General features: G+C 71.7%; 15 protein-coding genes. 6 read left to right on the top strand and 9 right to left on the bottom strand.

Going from position 1 to position 19,908, the window contains the following annotated elements:
- The first annotated feature begins 260 nt into the window (after positions 1-260).
- Positions 261-671, top strand: coding sequence for a rodlin (locus MTQ10_RS13985; RefSeq protein WP_247467005.1), 411 nt, complete (start codon positions 261-263; stop codon positions 669-671).
- Between the two features lie 109 nt (positions 672-780).
- On the opposite strand, the gene MTQ10_RS13980 is transcribed toward MTQ10_RS13985, so the two are convergent.
- The 4 genes from MTQ10_RS13980 to MTQ10_RS13965 form a co-directional block, all read right to left on the bottom strand.
- A complete protein-coding gene (locus MTQ10_RS13980; protein ID WP_247467002.1) occupies positions 781-2,289 on the bottom strand; it encodes a vWA domain-containing protein in 1,509 nt (502 codons plus the stop codon).
- Positions 2,290-2,429: 140 nt separating this feature from the next.
- Positions 2,430-3,317, bottom strand: a complete 888-nt coding sequence (locus MTQ10_RS13975; protein WP_247466998.1) for an ABC transporter permease — start codon at positions 3,315-3,317, stop codon at positions 2,430-2,432.
- Entirely contained in the window at positions 3,314-5,962 is a 2,649-nt protein-coding gene (locus tag MTQ10_RS13970; RefSeq protein WP_247466996.1) for an alpha/beta fold hydrolase, read from the bottom strand. The genes MTQ10_RS13975 and MTQ10_RS13970 overlap by 4 nt, the downstream gene beginning before the upstream one ends.
- A 112-nt stretch (positions 5,963-6,074) precedes the next feature.
- A complete protein-coding gene (locus tag MTQ10_RS13965) occupies positions 6,075-7,505 on the bottom strand; it encodes an APC family permease (RefSeq protein WP_247466994.1) in 1,431 nt (476 codons plus the stop codon).
- Positions 7,506-7,868: 363 nt separating this feature from the next.
- On the opposite strand from MTQ10_RS13965, the gene MTQ10_RS13960 reads away from it, so the two are divergent.
- Positions 7,869-8,699, top strand: coding sequence for a DUF4412 domain-containing protein (locus tag MTQ10_RS13960; RefSeq protein WP_247466991.1), 831 nt, complete (start codon positions 7,869-7,871; stop codon positions 8,697-8,699).
- A 55-nt stretch (positions 8,700-8,754) separates the two neighbouring features.
- Here the strand turns inward: MTQ10_RS13960 and mmsA are convergent, their stop codons facing one another.
- The 3 genes from mmsA to iolC all read right to left on the bottom strand — a co-directional run bounded on the left by mmsA (position 8,755) and on the right by iolC (position 12,798).
- Entirely contained in the window at positions 8,755-10,257 is a 1,503-nt protein-coding gene (gene mmsA / locus MTQ10_RS13955; RefSeq protein WP_247466988.1) for a CoA-acylating methylmalonate-semialdehyde dehydrogenase, read from the bottom strand.
- Positions 10,258-10,885: 628 nt separating this feature from the next.
- On the bottom strand, positions 10,886-11,851 hold the full coding sequence (locus MTQ10_RS13950; RefSeq protein WP_247466986.1) for a Cgl0159 family (beta/alpha)8-fold protein: 966 nt from the start codon (positions 11,849-11,851) through the stop codon (positions 10,886-10,888).
- A complete protein-coding gene (iolC, locus tag MTQ10_RS13945) occupies positions 11,848-12,798 on the bottom strand; it encodes a 5-dehydro-2-deoxygluconokinase (RefSeq protein WP_247466983.1) in 951 nt (316 codons plus the stop codon). Before iolC ends, MTQ10_RS13950 begins: the two co-directional genes overlap by 4 nt.
- Positions 12,799-13,156: 358 nt before the next feature.
- On the opposite strand from iolC, the gene MTQ10_RS13940 reads away from it, so the two are divergent.
- From MTQ10_RS13940 to MTQ10_RS13930, 3 genes are all read left to right on the top strand, one after another.
- Positions 13,157-13,351, top strand: a complete 195-nt coding sequence (locus tag MTQ10_RS13940) for a helix-turn-helix transcriptional regulator (RefSeq protein ID WP_247466981.1) — start codon at positions 13,157-13,159, stop codon at positions 13,349-13,351.
- A 54-nt stretch (positions 13,352-13,405) separates the two neighbouring features.
- The gene (locus MTQ10_RS13935) at positions 13,406-13,969 is read left to right on the top strand and encodes a GNAT family N-acetyltransferase (RefSeq protein WP_247466978.1); all 564 of its coding nucleotides are present in this window, start codon (positions 13,406-13,408) and stop codon (positions 13,967-13,969) included.
- A 381-nt stretch (positions 13,970-14,350) separates the two neighbouring features.
- A complete protein-coding gene (locus MTQ10_RS13930) occupies positions 14,351-14,590 on the top strand; it encodes a heavy-metal-associated domain-containing protein (protein ID WP_247466975.1) in 240 nt (79 codons plus the stop codon).
- Positions 14,591-15,158: 568 nt separating this feature from the next.
- Here MTQ10_RS13930 and MTQ10_RS13925 read toward each other — a convergent pair.
- Positions 15,159-16,448, bottom strand: coding sequence for a citrate synthase (locus tag MTQ10_RS13925; protein ID WP_247466972.1), 1,290 nt, complete (start codon positions 16,446-16,448; stop codon positions 15,159-15,161).
- Positions 16,449-16,678: 230 nt separating this feature from the next.
- Positions 16,679-18,931, bottom strand: coding sequence for an SF1B family DNA helicase RecD2 (gene recD2 / locus MTQ10_RS13920; RefSeq protein ID WP_247466967.1), 2,253 nt, complete (start codon positions 18,929-18,931; stop codon positions 16,679-16,681).
- Positions 18,932-19,010: 79 nt separating this feature from the next.
- Here recD2 and MTQ10_RS13915 point away from each other — a divergent pair, with 79 nt between their 5' ends.
- The gene (locus tag MTQ10_RS13915; RefSeq protein ID WP_247466964.1) at positions 19,011-19,802 is read left to right on the top strand and encodes an N-acyl homoserine lactonase family protein; all 792 of its coding nucleotides are present in this window, start codon (positions 19,011-19,013) and stop codon (positions 19,800-19,802) included.
- Positions 19,803-19,908 lie beyond the last annotated feature (106 nt).

Here is a 19,908-nt window from a genome sequence, read left to right as displayed (position 1 = left end):
CCCGTTCGCATGCCCCCGGCCACCCGCCGCGGGCACCTCGGGGTGGTCGGGGGTGCGGGGGCGTGCCTTCCGTGCGGCGATCATCCGACAAGCGGTCCGCCGCAGGTCATGGGCGCGTTCCGGGGTCCGGGCAGGGCGTGCGCGCACCCCCGGAATGCGCTGCTCCGTTCGGGGCACAGACCGCAACTCCTGGAGGGCGGGGGGAGTTGACGGTGACGCAGCTCCTCCCCCGGAGTCCGCAAGTTCGAAGGGAACGAACCATGAAGAAGCTGTGGGCAACCGCGGCCCTCGCCGTCTCGGTCGCCGGTATGGCGGCGGCGACCGCTCCTCAGGCCCTCGCCATCGGTGACGACAGCGGCACCACCTCCGCGAGCGGCAACGGTGCCTCGCAGGCGTTCGGCAACTCGGTGACCAAGGGCGACATGAGCCCGCAGCTGTCGCTGGTCCAGGGCTCGCTGAACAAGCCCTGCGTGGGCCTGCCGGCCAAGCTGAACGTGCAGTCGGTGGCGGCGCTCATCGCCAACGTCGGCGTCCAGGACATCGACGTGCTGTCCTCGCCGCAGAACCAGCAGTGCGTCGAGAACTCCACCCAGGCCAAGGGCGACGAGCCGCTGTCGCACATCCTGGACGACATCTCGGTCCTGGCGGGCAACGGCGCCGGCAACGGCTGATCCGTCCCCGCACCGCCGACGGCGGGCCTCCCCTCTCCGGGGCGGCCCGCCGTTCGCATGCCCGGCGGCGGTCGGGACGGCGGATCAACGGGCGGGCACGGCTGCGAAACTACAGGTCCGTCGCGTCCACGATCGCGTCGTGGAGCTGCCGTACGGCCTGGTCGCCGGTGGTCTGCGCCAGGCGGCCGGCGCGCTCGGCGAGGGCGGGCAGGCCCGGGGCGCCGGGCAGTGAGCTGTGGCGTGCGCCGTCCGTGCGCAGGGTGTCGGCGAAGTACGCGGCGACCGCGTCGACCTGGAAGCGGGGGCCCGTCTTCCAGACGTCGCCGCGCAGCGCGGCGGCCTCCAGTCGGCCGCTCTCCTCGTGCGGGGTGCGGGTGGCGGGGTCGAGCCAGCGGACGGTGGCGGTGGCGAGGTGCCCGCGCGCCCCCGGCTTGGTGCGCACCGAGTACAGAGCGGTGACGGTGTGGCCGGGGCCGACCTCGCCGCCGTCGACGCGGTCGTCGCGGAAGTCGTCGTCGGCGACGCGGCGGTTGTCGTAGCCGATGAGGTGGAACTCGGCGACGGATGCGGGGTCGAAGGCGACCTGGGCCTTGGCGTCGCGGGCGACGAGGTCGATGTTGCGGGGCAGTTGCTCGCAGAAGACGTCCACGGCCTGGTCCTCGTCGGAGACATAGGCGGTGTGGCCGTCGCCCTTGTCGGCAAGCTGTTCCATCAGGGCGTCGCCGTACTCGCTGCCGACGCCGACACCGAAGAGGGTGATGCCGTGCTCGCGGCGGGCGGTGGAGATCCGCTCCAGGATGGAGTCCGGGTCGGTGTCGCCGGTGTTGGCGAGCGCGTCGGAGATCAGCACGACCCGGTTGGTGGCGTCCTTGCGCAGGCCCTTCACGGCGGTGTCGTAGCCGGTCTCCACACCGGCGCCGAGGTTGGTGGAGTTGCTGACCTTCAGGCTGTCGATCGCGTCGTGCACCGTGCCGCGGTGGCCGCCGAGGCGGGTCATGGGCAGGACGGTCTCCGCCTCGTCGGTGAAGGCGACCAGGGCGACGGAGTCGTCGTCGCGCAGCCGGTCGGTCATCACGTCGAGGGACGTGCGTGCGAGGTCGAGGCGGCCCGGCTCGGCCATGGAGCCGGAGACGTCGACGACGAACGTGAGCGCGGCGGGCGGGCGTTCGCTGTCCGGGAGGGCCTTGCGGGTGGCGAGGCCGACGCGGACGAGGGACCAGTTCTCTTCGCCGGTGCGGGCCCCGTCGACGGTGACGGTGAAGCCGTTGCCGTCGGGGCGTTCGTAGTCCTGGCGGAAGCTGTTGACGAACTCCTCGGGGCGGACCTCGGACGGGTCGGGGCGCCGCCCCTCGGAGAGCAGCCGGCGGGTGTGGTCCCACGAGGCGGTGTCGACGTCGAGGGCGAAGGTGGACAGGTGGTCGCGGCCGGGTTTGGGGTCCACCTCGTAGCTGTCGGAGTTCCGTTCGCCGCCGCGCGCATGGCCGGGTGCGTGCCGTCCGCCGTTGCTGTCCGTGGTCGCGATGTCGTGGCCGCTGCTGCAGCCGGTGAGCAGCAGGCCGCCGAGTGCGGTGAGCGCGGTCAGCGCCCCGCCGAGCCGTGGTGTGCTGTGCCGGTTCATCGTGCGTGCCCCCTGAGTCGGTCGACTTTTCGACTTTGACGCGGCAGGGGGCCGGAACGTGCGCTACGGAGCGTTGCGGATGGATCTCGAAGTGGGCACGACGGGCGGTCGCCGAGACCGGTGGGTGATCTTCCGTTGACCTAACTCACCACGTCCTTGCGGGAGAAACCGCGGAAGGCCAGCGCGAACAGCACCAGTGCGTACGTTATCGACAGGGCGCTGCCCTGGATCATGCCGGACCATTCGGGTCTGGGCTGTACGGCGTCGGCCCAGGCGAACTGCCAGTGGGCGGGCAGGAAGTCGCGCCAGTGGCCGAGGGCGGTGACGGCGTCGAGGACGTTGCCGACGATGGTGAGGCCGACGGCGCCGCCGACCGCGCCGAGCGGGGCGTCGGTGCGGGTGGACAGCCAGAACGCGAGGCCGGCGGTGACGAGTTGGGAGACGAAGACGTACGCCACGACGATCAGCAGGCGCTGGGCGGCGGTGGCTGTGTCGAGCGAGCCACCGGTGGGTATCCGCAGCGGGCCCCAGCCGTAGGCGGCGGTGCCGACGGCGAGGGCGACGAGCGGCAGCAGCAGCATCGCGGCGAGGCTCAGGCCGAGTCCGACGACCAGCTTGGACCACAGCAGGCGGGCGCGGGGCACGGGTGCGGCGAGGAGGTAGCGCAGCGAGGACCAGCCGGCTTCGGAGGCGACGGTGTCGCCGCAGAACAGGGCGACGGGGATGACGAGGAGGAAGCCGGCGGAGACGAACAGGTTGACGGCGGCGAAGTTGGCGCCGGACGCGGTCGCCGTGTCCATGAGGGTGATGCGTTCGTTGCGTCCGCCGGGCTCGCCTCCGATGGCGAAGGCGACGGCGAGGACGAACGGCAGCACGGCGAGGACCGCGCCCATGACGAGGGTGCGGCGCCGTTTGAGCTGGCGGACCAGTTCGACGCGGAGCGGCAGGGTGTGTCCGGGGCGGTAGCCGGGGGCGGTGTCGCGTGCGGTGGGCTCCGCCGGGGTGCCGGGCTCGGTGAGCGTGCTCATGCGGAGCCTCCGATCAGGGTGAGGAAGGCGTCTTCGAGGCGGCGGTGCGGGCCGACGGAGGTGACGGGCACGTCCAGCCGGACCAGTTCGGCGACGAGCCGCGGGGCGGTGCCCTCCGGGTCGAGGCGGACGAGGAGGCCGTCGTCGGTGCGCTGCGCGGAGGCGACGCCGGGCAGGGCGGCGACCTTCTCCACCACGGGCTCCTCCACGGGGGTGGCGGTGCCGACGAGGAGGGTGTCGCCGGTGCCGACGATCTCGCCGACGGGGCCCGTCTGGACGAGCCGGCCGCGGTCCATCACGACGAGATGCGTGCAGGACTGCTCGACCTCCGACAGGAGGTGGCTGGAGACGATGACGGTGCGTCCGCCGGCCGCGTAACGGATCATCACCTCGCGCATCTCGCGGATCTGGGGCGGGTCGAGGCCGTTGGTGGGTTCGTCGAGGATGAGCAGGTCGGGCAGGCCGAGCATGGCCTGGGCGATGGCGAGGCGCTGCCGCATGCCCTGAGAGTAGGTGCGGACGGCGCGGGCGAGGGCGTCGCCGAGGCCGGCGATCTCCAGTGCCTCGTCGAGGTGGGCGTCCTCGGCGGGGCGGCCGGTGGCCCGCCAGTACAGCTCCAGGTTCTCCCGGCCCGTCAGGTGGGGCAGGAAGCCTGCGCCCTCGACGAAGGCGCCGACGCGGGACAGGACGGGGGCGCCGGGGCGGACGGCGTGGCCGAAGACGCGGATCTCGCCGGCGTCGGGGCGGATGAGGCCCATCAGCATGCGCAGGGTGGTGGTCTTGCCGGCGCCGTTGGGGCCGAGCAGGCCGAGCACCTGGCCTTTCTCCACGCGGAAGGAGAGGTCGCGGACGCTGTAGCGGTCGCTGTTGCCGTATTTCTTGCCGAGCCCGGTGATCTGAAGGGGCACATCGGCCAGTGCGGGGTCGGGGGCGGGTGCGGTGGTGCGGCGGCGGGCGGTGAGGATCAGTGCGAGCGCGACCGCGGCGCCGGTCAGGGGCAGCCACCACACCCAGGACGGCAGCGGGGCCGCGGCGGTGGTGACGCCGGGCGCGGTGGGCACGGTGAGGTCGCCCTCGAGGGTGACGGTGTACGTCGCGGGGGCGGCCGGGGAGGCGTAGCCGAGGTCGGTGGAGGCGAGGACGAGGCGCAGGCGATGGCCCTTCTGCACCTCGTGGTCGACGGCGGGCAGGGTGATCGTGACGACCTTGCCCGCCTTGGCGCCGGTCACGCGCAGGGGCGTGACGAGCTGGGAGGGCAGCACGGGGCGGCTGTCGCCGGGGCCGACGTCGTACAACTTGGCGAAGAGGACGGCGTCGTCGCGGGAGGAGGTGATGTGGACGGTGGCGGTGGGGGCGCCGGTGATGCGCAGGTCGCGGGTGAGGGGCGCGGACTGGAAGGCGGCGTACTGGCCGGGGAAGTCGAGGGAGACGCCGACGCCGAGCGCGGAGAGCTGGGCGAGTCCGCCGCCGGCGCCGAGGCCGGGCAGTGCGGAGACGGCGGGCGGGTTGGCGCCGGCGGGGTTGGTGACGGGCTGGGTGGAGCCGGTCAGGGGGACAGTGCGGCCTGCCTGATGGAGGCCGGGGTAGGCGCCGGCGCTCGCTCCGCGGAGCTGGGCGGCGCCGTCGGTGGAGTCGACGCCTCCGGTGCGGGTGACGCGGAAGGCGGGGCCTGTGTCGGTGGCCCGGTCCTGCTTGAGGTACCGGTCGAACCAGGCGGTGACGCGGGCTTCGACGCGGCTGCCCTCCGGGTCGCCGCCGTCGTGGCCGCCGGCGATCCAGTCGACGGCGACGGGGGCGCCGTTGGCGCTGATGGCGCGGGCGGCGGCGTCGGCCTGGTCCAGCGGGAACAGGGAGTCGGTCTGCCCTTGCAGCAGCAGGGCGGGCACCTTGATGCGGTCGGCGACGGCGGACGGGGAGCGCTGCTCCAGCAGGCGGCGGGCGGCGGCGTCGGGGGTGCCGGACTCGGCGACCCGCTCGTACATGCGGCACAGCTCGGGCTGGAACTTCGCGCAGCCGCCGCCGCTGTTGATGAAGTAGCCCGCCCACAGTTTCTTGAACACGCCGTTCGGGAAGAGCGCGTCGGCGAGGTTCCAGTAGGTGATGGAGGGGGCGATGGCGTCGACGCGAGGGTCGTGTCCGGCGGCGAGGAGGGCGATCGCGCCGCCGTAGGAGGCGCCGGTGACGCCGACGCGGGGGTCGCCCTGCCGGTCGAGGAGGACCTCGGGGCGTCGGGCGAGCCAGTCGATCAGGCGGGAGACGTCGGCGACTTCGGCCTTCGGGTCGTTCAGCCCGATCTTCCCGGTGGAGCGGCCGAAGCCGCGTGCGGACCAGGTGAGGACCGTGTATCCGTCGCGGGCGAGGTCCTCGGCCTGGGCGCGGACGTCGTCCTTGCTGCCGCCGAAGCCGTGTCCGAGGAGGACGGCGGGGTGGCGGCCGGGGGTGCCGGGGGTGAAGTACGAGGTGTCGAGGCGGACTTCGCCGTCCATGGTCATGACCTGGTCGGTGCGGTGCACGGCGGGCGGGTCGTCGCCGGCGGCGGCGACGCTCCAGGTGCCGGCCCCGGCGAGGACGACGGCGGCGGCCCCGGCGGCCAGCAGCCGTCGGGGTCCGCGCAGCAAGCCCCGCAAGGGCTGACGAAGATCCATGCCTCCACGGTACGGGCCGCCGCCGACAACCGGTGCAGCCTGTGGACGGAGCGGCCGGCCCTCCCTGGGGAGTACGGGCCGGCCGCGGTGTACCGCGACGGCGGTACGCGGGTCAGGCGCTGTGCGGCTGCGGTCCGGGAGTGTCGTCGCGGGCGTCGTCCGGGATGGAGACCAGCCAGCGGGTGGCGCGGCGGGGCCGCAGGTAGAGCGCCCAGTACAGGGTGGCGACGGCGGTGATGCCGCCGGTCCAGGCCAGGTAGGAGGTCTCCTGCTGGGTGAGGACGTAGCCGAGGACGACGATCAGCAGGGCGGGCACGGCGGGCCACAGCGGCATCCGCCAGGCGGCGCTGTGCCGGTGCCGGCCGCGGCGGGAGAGGAGGGCGGCGACCGCGACGAGGAGGTACATGCCGGTGACGGAGACGCCGGTGACGCCGTACAGGGTGTCGAGGTTGACGAAGCAGAGGATCGCGCCGGGCACGCCGACGGCGAGGGTGGACACCCAGGGGGAGCCGAACCGGCCGAGCTTGGCGAAGAGCCGGTTGACGGGCTCGGGCCAGGCTTTGTCGCGGGCGGAGGCGAACAGCACGCGGGAGTTCTGGATGACCATGACGATGCCGGCGTTGATGATCGCGAGGGCGACGCAGAGGCTGACGAAGGTGCCGACGGCGGAGTCGGACCATGCGGTGACCATGGCGCTGATGTCGCCGCCGGTCAGCTCGGAGAGGTCGGAGGCGCCGAGGGTGATCGCGGCGACGGGCACCAGGATGATCACGGTGGAGATGGCGAGGGTGGCGAGGACCGTGCGGGCGACGTTGCGGCGCGGGTTCTCCAGTTCCTCGGAGAGGTAGACGGCGGTCGAGAAGCCCTGGGTGATGAAGAGGGCGATGGCGAGACCGGAGACGACCATCATCGCGGTGACGGTGTCGGTGTGGCCGTCGGCGCCGGCGACCTCCATGGACAGCAGGCTGCCGGGGCCGCGGTGGCCGTGGGCGAAGCCGAGGACGGCGACGACGGCGGCGGCGATGACCTCCAGGACGAGGAAGATGCCGGTGATCCAGGCGTTGGCGCGCAGGTCGAGCAGTCCGGCGAGGGTGGCGAGCAGCATGACGCCGGCGCCGGTCATGGCGGGGTCGAGGTGGACGAGCGGGGCGAGGTAGTCGGCGGTACCCAGGGCGATGACCGGCGGGACGATCATCACGACGAGGAGGGAGAGCACGAAGACGAGCCAGCCCGCGAGCCGCCCGGCCAGGGTGGAGACCATGGCGTACTCGCCGCCGGCGCTGGGGACGAGGGTGCCCAGCTCGGAGTAGCAGAACGCCACGGCGACGCAGAGGAGGGAGCCGATGGCGATGGTGAGGGCGGTGGCGGTGCCGAGGGAGCCGAGCAGGTCGGGCACGACGACGAAGAGGGTGGAGGCGGGTGTCACGCAGGACAGGGTGAGCAGGGTGCCGCCGACGACGCCGATGGAACGCTTGAGGGTTCTCGGACTGCTGCCCGCTGTGTCGGGGAGGGGCGGTGCGGCAAGGCGGAGCGTGTCGGTCATTCGGCGGTTCCGATCGGCTGGTGCGGGGTGGTTCGGGCGGGAGCGCTATCGCCTCCGGCGGCTGGATGGTGCTGGTGTGGTCCGCTCCCGACGCCGCATCGAACCCCGACGAAAACCGCTGCGTCAATAGGTGTTTGCCTACGAAATCCGTAGATCGAAAGGCCGCTTGAGCGCGAATACGTCACTACTGCCGGGCCGTCTGGGGAATTGACCCCGTACGGGAACCGCAGCCGTGGCGTCGGTAAAAAAATCAGCGGTCCGCGATCCGGACGGCCGGAAAAAGGCCGGAACGACTGTCAGTGGGGACCGCTACTGTCGGCAGCCACAGTCACTGCACAGCGGACACACATGGGGTGGGGGCACATGAGGCCGAGGCACGGCGCGGTCTGGGCGGGGTTCACGGTGGCGGCGCTGACCGCGACGTCCGCGTGTGGCACGGAGGTGGCGGAGGACGGCACCGCCCGGATCGCGGCGGTGCTGGCGCGGGCGTCGGACCGCACACAGCAGCTCGGTTCCGCCGAGATGGCCACGACGACCGAGTTCGAGGCTCTCGGCGGCAGGCCGATCACCGTGAAGGGCACCTACTCGTGGGACGGCGGGGCCGCCATGGACGTGGAGATGGACACCACGGCGGCCCGGATGACGAGGCTTCAGGACGACCCGACGACGCGCGTGATCCTCGTCGACGGCGCCTATTACTACAACATCGATCCTCAGCCGCGCGGCCCTCTCGAGGGCAAGCACTGGATGCGCATCGAGGCCTCCGCCGTGGTGGGCGACAACGCCGCGCGGAACATGGACACCCAGGCCGACCCGACGGTGTCGCTGCGCTCCCTGCGCGCCGCCACGGACGTCGAGGACCTCGGCGAGGAGACGGTCCTCGGCAAGAAGACGCACCACTACCGGGGCACGATCGGCGAGGCGGAGATCAACGCCGGCGACAAGCTCGACGAGGCGGACAAGCGCCTGGCCGTCGAGGCCCTGGAGACGAGCGGCGGGAAGATGGTCTGCGACCTCTGGGTCGACGGCAAGGATCTACCGGTGCGGATACGGCAGGACGGCGCCGGTGCGACCGTGACGACGGATTTCCTGACGTACGGCTCCGCCACGCCGATATCCGCCCCGCCCTCCGCCGACACGGGCGACCTCACCGAGCAGGTCAGGCAGCTGCGCGAGCAGACGCCGCAGCGGTGACGCGGCGGCGCCCCGTCCCCGGCACAGGGGGACGGGGCGCCGGGTCCCGCGGCCGTCAGTGGTTGCGCGGGAAGCCCAGGTCGACGCCGGAGGGGGCGTCGGCCGGGTCGGGCCAGCGGGAGGTGATGACCTTGCCGCGGGTGTAGAAGTGGGTGCCGTCGTTGCCGTAGATGTGGTGGTCGCCGAAGAGGGAGTCCTTCCAGCCGCCGAAGCTGTGGTAGCCGACGGGCACCGGGATCGGCACGTTCACGCCGACCATGCCGGCCTCGATCTCCAGCTGGAAGCGGCGGGCGGCGCCGCCGTCCCGCGTGAAGATCGCGGTGCCGTTGCCGAACGGCGAGCCGTTGATGAGGGCCACGCCCTCCTCGTAGGTGTCCACGCGCAGCACGCACAGCACCGGGCCGAAGATCTCGTCCTGGTAGGCCTTGGCGGTGGTGGGCACCTTGTCCAGCAGCGAGATGCCGATCCAGTGGCCGTTCTCGTAGCCCTCGACGGTGTAGCCGGTGCCGTCCAGGACGACCTCGCAGCCCTCCGCCGCCGCGTTGTGCACGTACGAGGCCACCTTGTCGCGGTGGGTCGCGGTGATCAGCGGGCCCATCTCGGACGTGGGGTCGTTGCCCGGACCGATCTTGATCTTCTCGGCGCGCTCACGGATCTTCTCCACCAGCTCGTCGCCGATGGAGCCGACCGCGACGACCGCGGAGATCGCCATGCAGCGCTCGCCGGCGGAGCCGTACGCGGCCGAGACGGCGGCGTCGGCGGCGGCGTCCAGGTCGGCGTCCGGCAGGACCAGCATGTGGTTCTTGGCGCCGCCCAGGGCCTGCACACGCTTGCCGTTGGCGGAGGCCGTGGTGTGGATGTAGCGGGCGATGGGTGTGGAGCCGACGAAGGAGACCGCCTTGACGTCCGGGTGCTCCAGGAGCCGGTCGACGGCCACCTTGTCGCCGTGCACGACGTTGAACACGCCGTCCGGCAGGCCCGCCTCGGCGAGCAGCTCGGCGAGCCGCACGGAGGCCGACGGGTCCTTCTCGCTCGGCTTCAGCACGAACGTGTTGCCGCACGCGATGGCGAGCGGGAACATCCACATCGGCACCATCGCCGGGAAGTTGAACGGCGTGATGCCGGCGACCACCCCGAGCGGCTGCCGGATCGCGGCGACGTCCACCCGGGTGGCGACCTGCGTCGACAGCTCGCCCTTCAGCTGCACGTTGATCCCGCACGCCAGGTCGACGATCTCCAGGCCGCGCGCGACCTCGCCCAGCGCGTCCGAGTGCACCTTGCCGTGTTCGGCGGTGATCAGCTCGGCGATCTCGTCGCGGTGCTGGTCCAGCAGGGCGCGGAACTTGAAAAGGATCGACGTGCGCTGCGCGAGGGAGGACTGCCCCCACGTGACGAACGCGTCCTTGGCGGCGGCGACCGCCGCGTCCACCTCGTCGGTCGACGCGTAGGCGACCTTGGTGGTGACCTGGCCCGTCGCCGGGTCGGTGACCGGCCCGAAATTGCCCGACGTACCCTCGACGGTCTTGCCGCCGATCCAGTGGTTGACGATCTTCGTCATGCCCGGTTACTCCTTCACAGATGGCGTCGTCGGGTGGAGACGTGCCGTTCGTACAGCTCTCGGGGCCCGACCGCCGACGGTCCGGTCGCGGCCCGGCCCACAGGACCATCCCAGCAGGCGAGCGCGGGCAGCGCGCCCGACACTGTGTCTGCCGTTCGGGTCCCGTCGTAGACACATGTGGGGGACACCCACCGCGCCCGCCCCGCCGGTACGGCGGTGAGCAGGGCGCCGGCCCCAGGGGTCCCGGCGCGGCGCCGGGGGTGTGCGGCCGGACGGCCGCGGTCGTGCGGTACCTCCGGCGCGGGGCCGTAGCGGGCGGGGAGTCGTCGCTCGCACTTCGCTCCTGCCAGGGCGAAGCGGTCTCCCGCGCCGGAGGCGATCAGGGGGAGGAGTCCTCCCGTGGTGCCGCTTGCTTCTGGAACGGTACAAGCACCTTGCGGCACCAGGTAGTTGCGTGCGGTCACCTCGGCCGACGGACGACCGGCGATGGCGTGTCCCCGACGGCCGGGGGGCGTCTCCGCACGGCGGCCGGTGGACGTCTCGGCACGGCGGGCGGTGGGCGCGTCGGCACGGCGGCCGGTGGGTGCCTCTCGCCCACGGCCGGTGCGCGCCTCGCCGCGGCGGCCGGTCACAGCAGCCCCACGGCCGTGTCCACGGCGGCGGCCACGTCGTCGTCGGGCGGGTAGAGCAGCGAGCGGCCGACGACCAGTCCGCGCACGGTGGGCAGACGCAGCGCGCCGCGCCACTTCTCGTACGCCGCGTCCTGGTCGTCGCCGACGTCGCCACCGAGGAGGACGGCCGGCAGGGTGCTGGTGGCCATGACCTCGGCCATGTCGTCGGGGTTCTCGGTGACCGGCACTTTCAGCCAGGTGTAGGCGGAGGAGCCGCCCAGTCCGGAGGCGATGGCGAGGGAGCGGGTGACGGCCTCGGCGGACAGGTCGTTCACGAGCCGTCCGTCGGCGGTACGGCGGCTGATGAACGGCTCGACGAAGACGGGCAGCCGGCGTGCCGCCATCGCGTCGACGGCGCGGGCGGTGGACTCCAGGGTGGTCAGCGAGCCCGGGTCGTCGTAGTCGATGCGCAGCAGCAGTTTGCCCGCGTCGAAGCCGAGCCGTTCGATGTCCTCGGGGCGGTGGCCGGTGAACCGGTCGTCGAGCTCGAAGGAGGCGCCCTGAAGTCCGCCGCGGTTCATCGACCCCATGACGACCTTGTCGTCGAGGGCGCCGAGCAGCAGCAGATCATCCAGGATGTCGGCGGTGGCGAGGACGCCGTCCACGCCGGGCCGGGACAGGGCGAGGCACAGCCTCTCCAGCAGGTCGGCCCGGTTGGCCATGGCGAACCGCCGGTCCCCCACGCCGAGCGCGCCGCGTGCCGGATGGTCGGCCGCAATGATCATCAGCCGTCCCTGCCCGTTGAGCAGCGGCCTTCTGCGGCGCCGGGCGGCGGCCTCGGCGACGGCCTCGGGGTGCCGGGCGCGGGTGCGGACCAGCGCGGAGACGTCGACGCGGGGCGTGGTGCCGGGGGCGTCGCCGCCGGTCGGGGCGGAGGCGGGTCCGGTCTCCTGGTGGGCGCCGGTGACGCGACCGCCCCTCATCGGACCGCTCCCGCGTCCAGGGCGGCGGCCACCTCGTCGGGGGTCGGCATCGCCGACGAGCACTCCAGCCGGGAGGCGACGATGGCCCCGGCGGCGTTGGCCCAGCGCATGGTTCGCTCCAGGCCCCAGCCGGAGAGCAGGCCGTGGCAGAGCGCGCCGCCGAAGGCGTCACCGGCGCCGAGGCCGTTGACGACGTCGACGGGCAGCGGCGGCACCTCGGCCCGGTCGCCGTCCCGGTGGACGGCGAGGACACCCTTGGGGCCCTGCTTGACCACCGCCAGTTCCACGCCCGCGTCGAGCAGGGCGCGGGCGGCGGCGTCCGGGTCGCGCAGGCCGGTGGCGATCTCCACCTCGTCGAGGTTGCCGACGGCGACGGTGGTATGCCGCAGGGCCTCGGTGTAGAAGGGGCGGGCCGCTTCCGGGTCGGTCCAGAACATGGGCCGCCAGTCCAGGTCGAACACGGTCGTCCCGGCCTTCGCGCGGTGGGCGAGCGCCGCGAGGGTGGCCGTACGGCTCGGTTCCTCGCTGAGTCCCGTGCCGGTGATCCAGAAGATCCGGGTCTCGCGGACGGCGTCCAGGTCCAGCTCGTGGGCGTCGATCTCCAGGTCGGGCGCCTTGGGCCGGCGGTAGAAGTACAGCGGGAAGTCGTCCGGCGGGAAGATCTCGCAGAAGGTGACCGGCGTCGGGTACTCGGCGACCGGGGTCACCCAGCGCTCGTCGACGCCGAACTCCCGCAGCTGCTCGCGCAGATACGTGCCGAACGGGTCGTCCCCGGTCCGGGAGATCAGCGCGGCGTGCCGTCCCAGACGTGCCGCCGCGACGGCGACATTGGCGGCGGAACCGCCGAGGAACTTGCCGAAGGACGTCACCTGCGGCAGCGGTACACCGGTCTGGAGCGGGTACAGATCCACGCCCAGCCGCCCCATGGTGATCAGGTCGTACGCCATCGGCATCCCTTCACATCGACCTCGGACCCTCCTCCGGTTTTGTAGTCCCCGCCGCCAAGCCCTGTCAATGTTTTGTCCGGACATTCGGACGAAAACTTCGACGGTCTGCCGGAAGGCCCGTCCGCCCGGCCGACTCGCCCCGCGTCGGGTCTTTGCATCACGGGCGTCACAAACGCCCCTCTTGTGTCACACATGTCGCGTGTACGCGGGTTTTGCGTCACACCCGCACGACAGCCCTCGCCGCGCACCCGGCCGGGTCGTTCACGGGACGCAGGCTTGGTGATCGCCAGCTCGGCGCCCGGCTCCCCCGACGGCCGTCCCCGGCCGCCGCCGTGGCGCACGCAGGGAGGTGCACTTCATGACCGACCGCAGGCTCTGGTCGTACAAGGACATCGCGGCGCACATCCGGGTCCAGCCGGACACCGTGCGCTCCTACCGCAAGCACGGGCTACTGCCCCCGCCCGACCATGTGGAGGCCGGCAAGCCCTACTGGTACGCCGAGACCGTCCGCGCCTGGGTGGCGTCACGGCCGGGCAACCGCCCCAGGCGGTAGCCCACCCCGAAAACCGTTTCGTGCCCCACCGCAGCGTGGGGCACAGTGCGGCGCGTGAACTTCTCCGAGAAACCCGTCCTCACCGGCGAGAGGACCGTGCTGCGCCCCTTCACGGAGGCCGACGCCGAGCCGATGTGGGAGATCGTCAACGACCCCGAGGTGGTCCGCTGCACGTACACCCCCGGCACCGCGCTCACCCCCGAGCTGCTGCGCGCCTGGTACGGCTCCCGCAACACACAGCCCGACCGGCTCGATCTGGCCGTCACCGACCGCGCCACCGGCGAACTGGTCGGCGAGGTCGTCCTGTACGAGGCGGACCGGCACGCCCGCAGCTGCACGTTCCGCACCCTGATCGGCGCCGCGGGGCGCGGGCGGGGACTGGGCACCGAGGCGACGCGGCTGATCGTCGCCCACGGGTTCGAGCGGCTGGGGCTGCACCGCATCCAGCTGGAGGCCTACGGCGACAACCACCGCGCACTGCACGTCTACGAGAAGGCCGGGTTCGTGGTGGAGGGCGTGCGACGGGAGGCGCACTTCCGGGACGGCAGGTGGGTGGACGAGGTGCTGATGGCGGTCCTGGACCGGGAGTGGCGGGCGCTGCACGGCACGTCCGGGTGACCTGTGGCCCTCCGGGCCGGGTCGGGGTGCGACGCACGGCGGGTGCGGTTCCGTCTCCACCCGCGGGCCGGTGGGGGCGTTCGCGCCGTGCCCCGCGCCCCTGCGGTCACCCGCCGGCCGGTGGGGACTTGGCGCGCCGTTCTCCGTGCCCCTGGGCGGGCTGGGCCATCGCGTTCGCCTGCCGGACGGTGGGGGCGTTCGCGCCGCCCCCCGCGCCCCTGCGGCCACCTGGGGGCCCGTGGGGGCTCGGCGCGCCGTTCTCCGCGTCCCTGAAGCCCTGGCTCGCGGGTCGGACGCGCCGGGGTGGGGCTCCCGTGCGTTATACCCCTGGGGGGTATAGTCGTGCTGTCCGTGAGGATTCCTTCGACAAGGAGTAACGACATGACCGCCCAGACCGACACCCCCGCACCCGTCACCGCCGTCTACCGGGTGAGCGGCATGAGCTGCGGCCACTGCGAGGGCTCCGTCTCCCGGGAGATCTCCGGGCTGCCCGGCGTCACCTCGGTCGGCGCGGTCGCCGCCACCGGAGAGGTCACGGTCGTCTCGGCCGCACCTCTGGAGGAGGAGGCCGTACGCGCCGCCGTCGAGGAGGCAGGCTTCGAACTCACCGGACGGGCCTGACCGACCCCCACCCCGCCCTTTCGCTCCGGCGCACGACTCACATAAGCTCTTCACAAGTCTCGCGCATCTGCCCTCGCGTGCGGACTCCGATATGCATATCGGCGCCCTTGCGCAACTAACGGACATTTGCAAGAGACGCAGATCACAGTGATGTGAACGTAACCATCGAAGGGGTTCGAAGGTCTAAGTTGGCGATGTCAGGAAGCGTCTTGGGGGGCGCCGACTGACATCTGGAGATGTCTTGGGGGACCTCTCCAGAGCTGCGTTGCCGGGACACGTACACCGGGAAGCTTTGAGCGGCCCTCCCTGCGTGCGCTGTCCCGGCAGACCGCAACAGCGATTCAGGCGCTGTGTCCTTGAGACGCCCGGCCGGATCCCGTGGGGGGAATCCGCACCGGGACACGGGAAGGCGCCCTGGTCGTCGGCCCGTGGGGGGACCGAGGCACCGGGGCGCCTTCCGCCTTCACAGCTCTGTGATCTGTGCGCGTGTGCCGTCCGCGTGACGGCAGACGAAAGGGGCCGTCCGCGAGGACGGCCCCTTCCGTGTGCGGGCACGGGCCCGCGAGTCTCAGCGCTCCTCGACGGGGACGAAGTCCCGCTCGACCACGCCGGTGTAGATCTGGCGCGGACGGCCGATGCGCGAACCCGGCTCCTTGATCATCTCGTGCCACTGGGCGATCCAGCCCGGCAGCCGGCCGAGGGCGAACAGGACCGTGAACATCTCGGTCGGGAAGCCCATGGCCCGGTAGATCAGACCGGTGTAGAAGTCGACGTTCGGGTAGAGGCTGCGCGAGACGAAGTAGTCGTCGGAGAGCGCGTGCTCCTCCAGCTTCAGCGCGATGTCCAGCAGCTCGTCGGACTTGCCGAGAGCGGACAGGACGTCGTGCGCGGCAGCCTTGATGATCTTGGCGCGCGGGTCGAAGTTCTTGTAGACCCGGTGGCCGAAGCCCATCAGGCGGACGCCGTCCTCCTTGTTCTTCACCTTGCGGATGAAGGAGTCGACGTCGCCGCCCGCGTCGCGGATGCCCTCCAGCATCTCCAGCACGGACTGGTTGGCGCCGCCGTGCAGCGGGCCCCACAGCGCGTTGATGCCGGCGGAGATCGACGCGAACATGTTGGCCTGCGAGGAGCCCACCAGGCGGACCGTCGAGGTCGAGCAGTTCTGCTCGTGGTCGGCGTGCAGGATCAGCAGCTTGTCCAGGGCCGAGACCACGATCGGGTCCAGCTCGTACTCCTGCGCCGGGACCGAGAAGGTCATACGCAGGAAGTTCTCCACGTACCCGAGGTCGTTGCGCGGGTAGACGAAGGGGTGGCCGACCGACTTCTTGTACGCGTACGCCGCGATCGTCGGCAGCTTGGCCAGCAGACGGATCGTGGAGAGGTTGCGCTGCTGCTCGTCGAACGGGTTGTGGCTGTCCTGGTAGAACGTGGACAGCGCCGAGACGACCGACGACAGCATCGCCATCGGGTGCGCGTCACGCGGGAAGCCCCGGTAGAAGTTCTTGACGTCCTCGTGCAGCAGGGTGTGCCGGGTGATCTCGTCCTGGAAGGCGGTGAGCTCGTCGACGGTCGGCAGCTCGCCGTTGATCAGCAGGTAGGCGACCTCCAGGAAGGTGGAGCGCTCGGCCAGCTGCTCGATCGGGTAGCCGCGGTACCGGAGGATGCCCGCCTCGCCGTCCAGATAGGTGATGGCGGATTTGTAGGCGGCGGTGTTGCCGTACCCGCTGTCCAGGGTCACCAGACCGGTCTGGGCGCGCAGCTTCCCGATGTCGAAGCCCTTGTCGCCGACGGTACTGTCGACCACCGGGTAGGTGTACTCGTTGCCGTCGTACCGCAGTACTACAGAGTTGTCGCTCACGTCTTCCCTCACCGACGTTGTGCCTCATCTTCGAGGTGCCCTGACTGTCTCTACCTTCCCCCACTCGGCTCAGGAGAGTGCACTCGGGGTCGACCATCGGGCCTAGTGGCGGCACTCAGTGCCGCCAAGTTCCCCATCCTGCCCCCTGCGATGCCCTTCGGGAAGGGCTCTGTGACCTTCGCGACTCATTTGATCGATCATTTTTGCGAAGCCTCACGATCCGCCCGACCTCACAGGCCCGCGAGCCGGAAATCCAGGGCCGTGCAGCGCCGCCCGGCGGACACCGTGCGCACCGCCTGCCCGATCGCCCTGCGTGAACCGACCAGGACCACCAGCCGCTTGGCGCGGGTGACGGCCGTGTAGAGAAGGTTCCGCTGCAACATCATCCATGCCCCCGTGGTGACGGGAATCACCACCGCGGGATATTCACTTCCCTGCGAGCGGTGAATGGTCACCGCGTACGCATGGGCCAGTTCGTCCAGTTCGTCGAAGTCGTACGGCACCTCCTCGTCCTCGTCCGTCAGCACCGTCAGCCGCTGGTCGACCGGGTCGAGGGAGGTGACGACACCCACGGTGCCGTTGAAGACGCCGTTCTTCCCTTTCTCGTAATTGTTACGGATCTGGGTGACCTTGTCCCCGACGCGGAACACCCGCCCGCCGAACCGCTTCTCCGGCACATCCGGCCGCTGCGGGGTGATGGCCTGCTGGAGCAGCCCGTTCAGCGCGCCCGCGCCGGCCGGCCCCCGGTGCATGGGGGCAAGGACCTGCACGTCCCGGCGCGGGTCCAGGCCGAAGCGGGCCGGGATGCGGCGGGCGGCCACGTCCACGGTGAGCCGCCCGGCCTCCTCGGTGTCGTCCTCGACGAAGAGGAAGAAGTCCTTCATCCCCTCGGTGAGCGGATGCTGCCCCGCGTTGATGCGGTGCGCGTTGGTGACCACACCGGACTGCTGGGCCTGCCGGAACACCCGGGTCAGCCGCACCGCCGGGACGGGCGATCCGTCGGCGAGCAGATCCCGCAGCACCTCGCCCGCGCCGACGCTCGGCAACTGGTCGACGTCCCCCACGAACAGCAGATGCGCGCCGGGCGGCACGGCCTTGACGAGCTTGTTGGCGAGCAGCAGGTCCAGCATCGACGCCTCGTCGACCACCACCAGGTCGGCCTCCAGCGGCCGGTCCCGGTCGTAGGCGGCGTCCCCGCCCGGCTTCAGCTCCAGCAGGCGGTGCACGGTGGACGCTTCCGCGCCGGTCAGCTCGGCGAGCCGCTTGGCGGCGCGGCCGGTCGGCGCGGCGAGCACGACACGGGCCTGTTTGGCGCGGGCCAGCTCCACGATCGAGCGGACCGTGAACGACTTGCCGCAGCCGGGCCCACCGGTCAGCACCGCCACCTTCTCGGTCAGCGCCAGCTTCACCGCGGCCTCCTGCTCCGGCGCGAGATCCGCCCCGGTGCGGCCCTTCAGCCAGCCCAGCGCACGGCCCCAGTCGACGTCGCGGAAGGCGGGCATGCGGTCCTCGCCGGTGCGCAGCAGCCGCAGCAGCTGCGAGGAGAGGGCGACCTCCGCGCGGTGGAAGGGGACCAGATAGACGGCGGTGACGGGCTCGCCGCCGTCGGGGCCGGGCACCTTCTCCCGCACGACACCGGGGTCCTCGCCGTCCTCCGGCTCGCGGGCCAGCTCGGCGAGGCACTCGATGACCAGGCCGGTGTCCACGCCGAGCAGCTTGACCGCGTCGGAGATCAGCCGCTCCTCGGGCAGATAGCAGTTGCCCTGGTCGGCGGATTGCGACAGCGCGTACTGCAGACCGGCCTTGACGCGTTCCGGACTGTCGTGCGGGATGCCGACCGAGCGGGCGATCTTGTCGGCGGTGAGGAAGCCGATGCCCCACACATCGGCGGCGAGCCGGTACGGCTGGTTCTTCACCACGGAGATGGAGGCGTCGCCGTACTTCTTGTAGATCCGCACCGCGATGGAGGTGGACACCTCCACGGTCTGCAGGAAGAGCATCACCTCCTTGATGGCCTTCTGCTCCTCCCACGCGGCGGCGATCTTCTTCGTCCGCTTGGGGCCGAGGCCGGGCACCTCGATCAGCCGCTGCGGCTCCTCCTCGATGATCCGCAGCGTGTCCGTGCCGAAGTGCTGGGTGATGCGGTCCGCGAAGACCGGCCCGATGCCCTTGACGAGACCGGAGCCCAGATAGCGGCGGATGCCCTGCACGGTGGCGGGCAGCACCGTCGTGTAGTTCTCGACGTGGAACTGCCGGCCGTACTGCGGATGGGAGCCCCAACGGCCCTCCATCCGCAGCGACTCCCCCACCTGCGCGCCGAGCAGCGCCCCGACGACGGTGAGCAGGTCTCCGCCGCCCCGGCCGGTGTCGACACGGGCGACGGTGTAGCCGTTCTCCTCGTTGGCGTACGTGATGCGCTCCAGCACGCCTTCGAGCGTGGCGAACCTCCGTTCGCCGGTCTGGGTCCCCGCCTGCTGAGCCATGCTCCGACCGTACCGGGGGGCGGTGACAACGGGCGTGGCACCGACGCCCGCGGGGCTCCTTCCGGCACAGTGGGCGTCCATGTCCGTACGACTGCGCCTGACCACCGTGGACGCCGGGCCTTTCATCATGCCCCGCGCCGATCTGATGCACGGGGCCGAGGGGACGGCCACCGTGCCGTCCACCGTCGTCGTCATCGAGCACGCGACGCACGGCCTGATCCTGATCGACACCGGCATCAACCACCGTGTCGCCGACTCCGAGGAGGCCGACGCCTACTGGGGTCCGGGGCTGCGGGAGGCGTACGGCGCGCAGGGCTTCACCCGCGACCACGCGATCGACGCCCAGCTGCGGCGGCTCGGCCACCGCACCGAGGACGTGCGGTACGTCGTCTACTCGCATCTGCATCTGGACCACGCGGGCGGCATGTCCTACTTCCCGCACGCCGTGCACGTCGTGCAGCACGAGGAGCTGCGGCACGCCTGGTGGCCGGACCGGTGGACCGCCCGCGGCTACGCCTTCCGCGACTACCGGGACTGCCGGGACTTCGACTTCCTCGAACTGGACGGCGACACCGACCTGTTCCTCGACGGCAGCGTCCGCGTCGTGCGCACGACCGGGCACACACCCGGCCATCAGGGCATCGTCCTCGACCTGGAGCACCGGGGCCGGGTCGCGTTCATGGGGGACGCCGGGCATCTGCGGGAGGGCGTGGCGAACGACGTGCCCCAGCTCAGCGACTGGAACGTCCAGCAGAAGCTGCTCACGTACGGCCGGCTGCGCGCCCTGCGCCGGGCCGGGGTGCGGGTGTTCCTGTCGCACGACCCCGACGACTTCGCCGAGCTGCCGCACGACGGGGAGGTCTGGGACTGACGCAGGCCGGGGACGTCCGCGCCGTACAAGCTTCGAGGGGGCGCCGGTCCGTCGACCGGAGCCCCCTCGGCTCACCCCCCACTCGTCAGAACCCCCGCGGATCCCC

Origin of the sequence: Streptomyces sp. XM83C, from assembly GCF_023072675.1 — a bacterium.
GTDB lineage: Bacteria > Actinomycetota > Actinomycetes > Streptomycetales > Streptomycetaceae > Streptomyces > Streptomyces thermocoprophilus.
The sequence above is the reverse complement of the archived record's forward strand: the minus strand, read 5'-3'. Positions and strand labels throughout refer to the sequence as shown.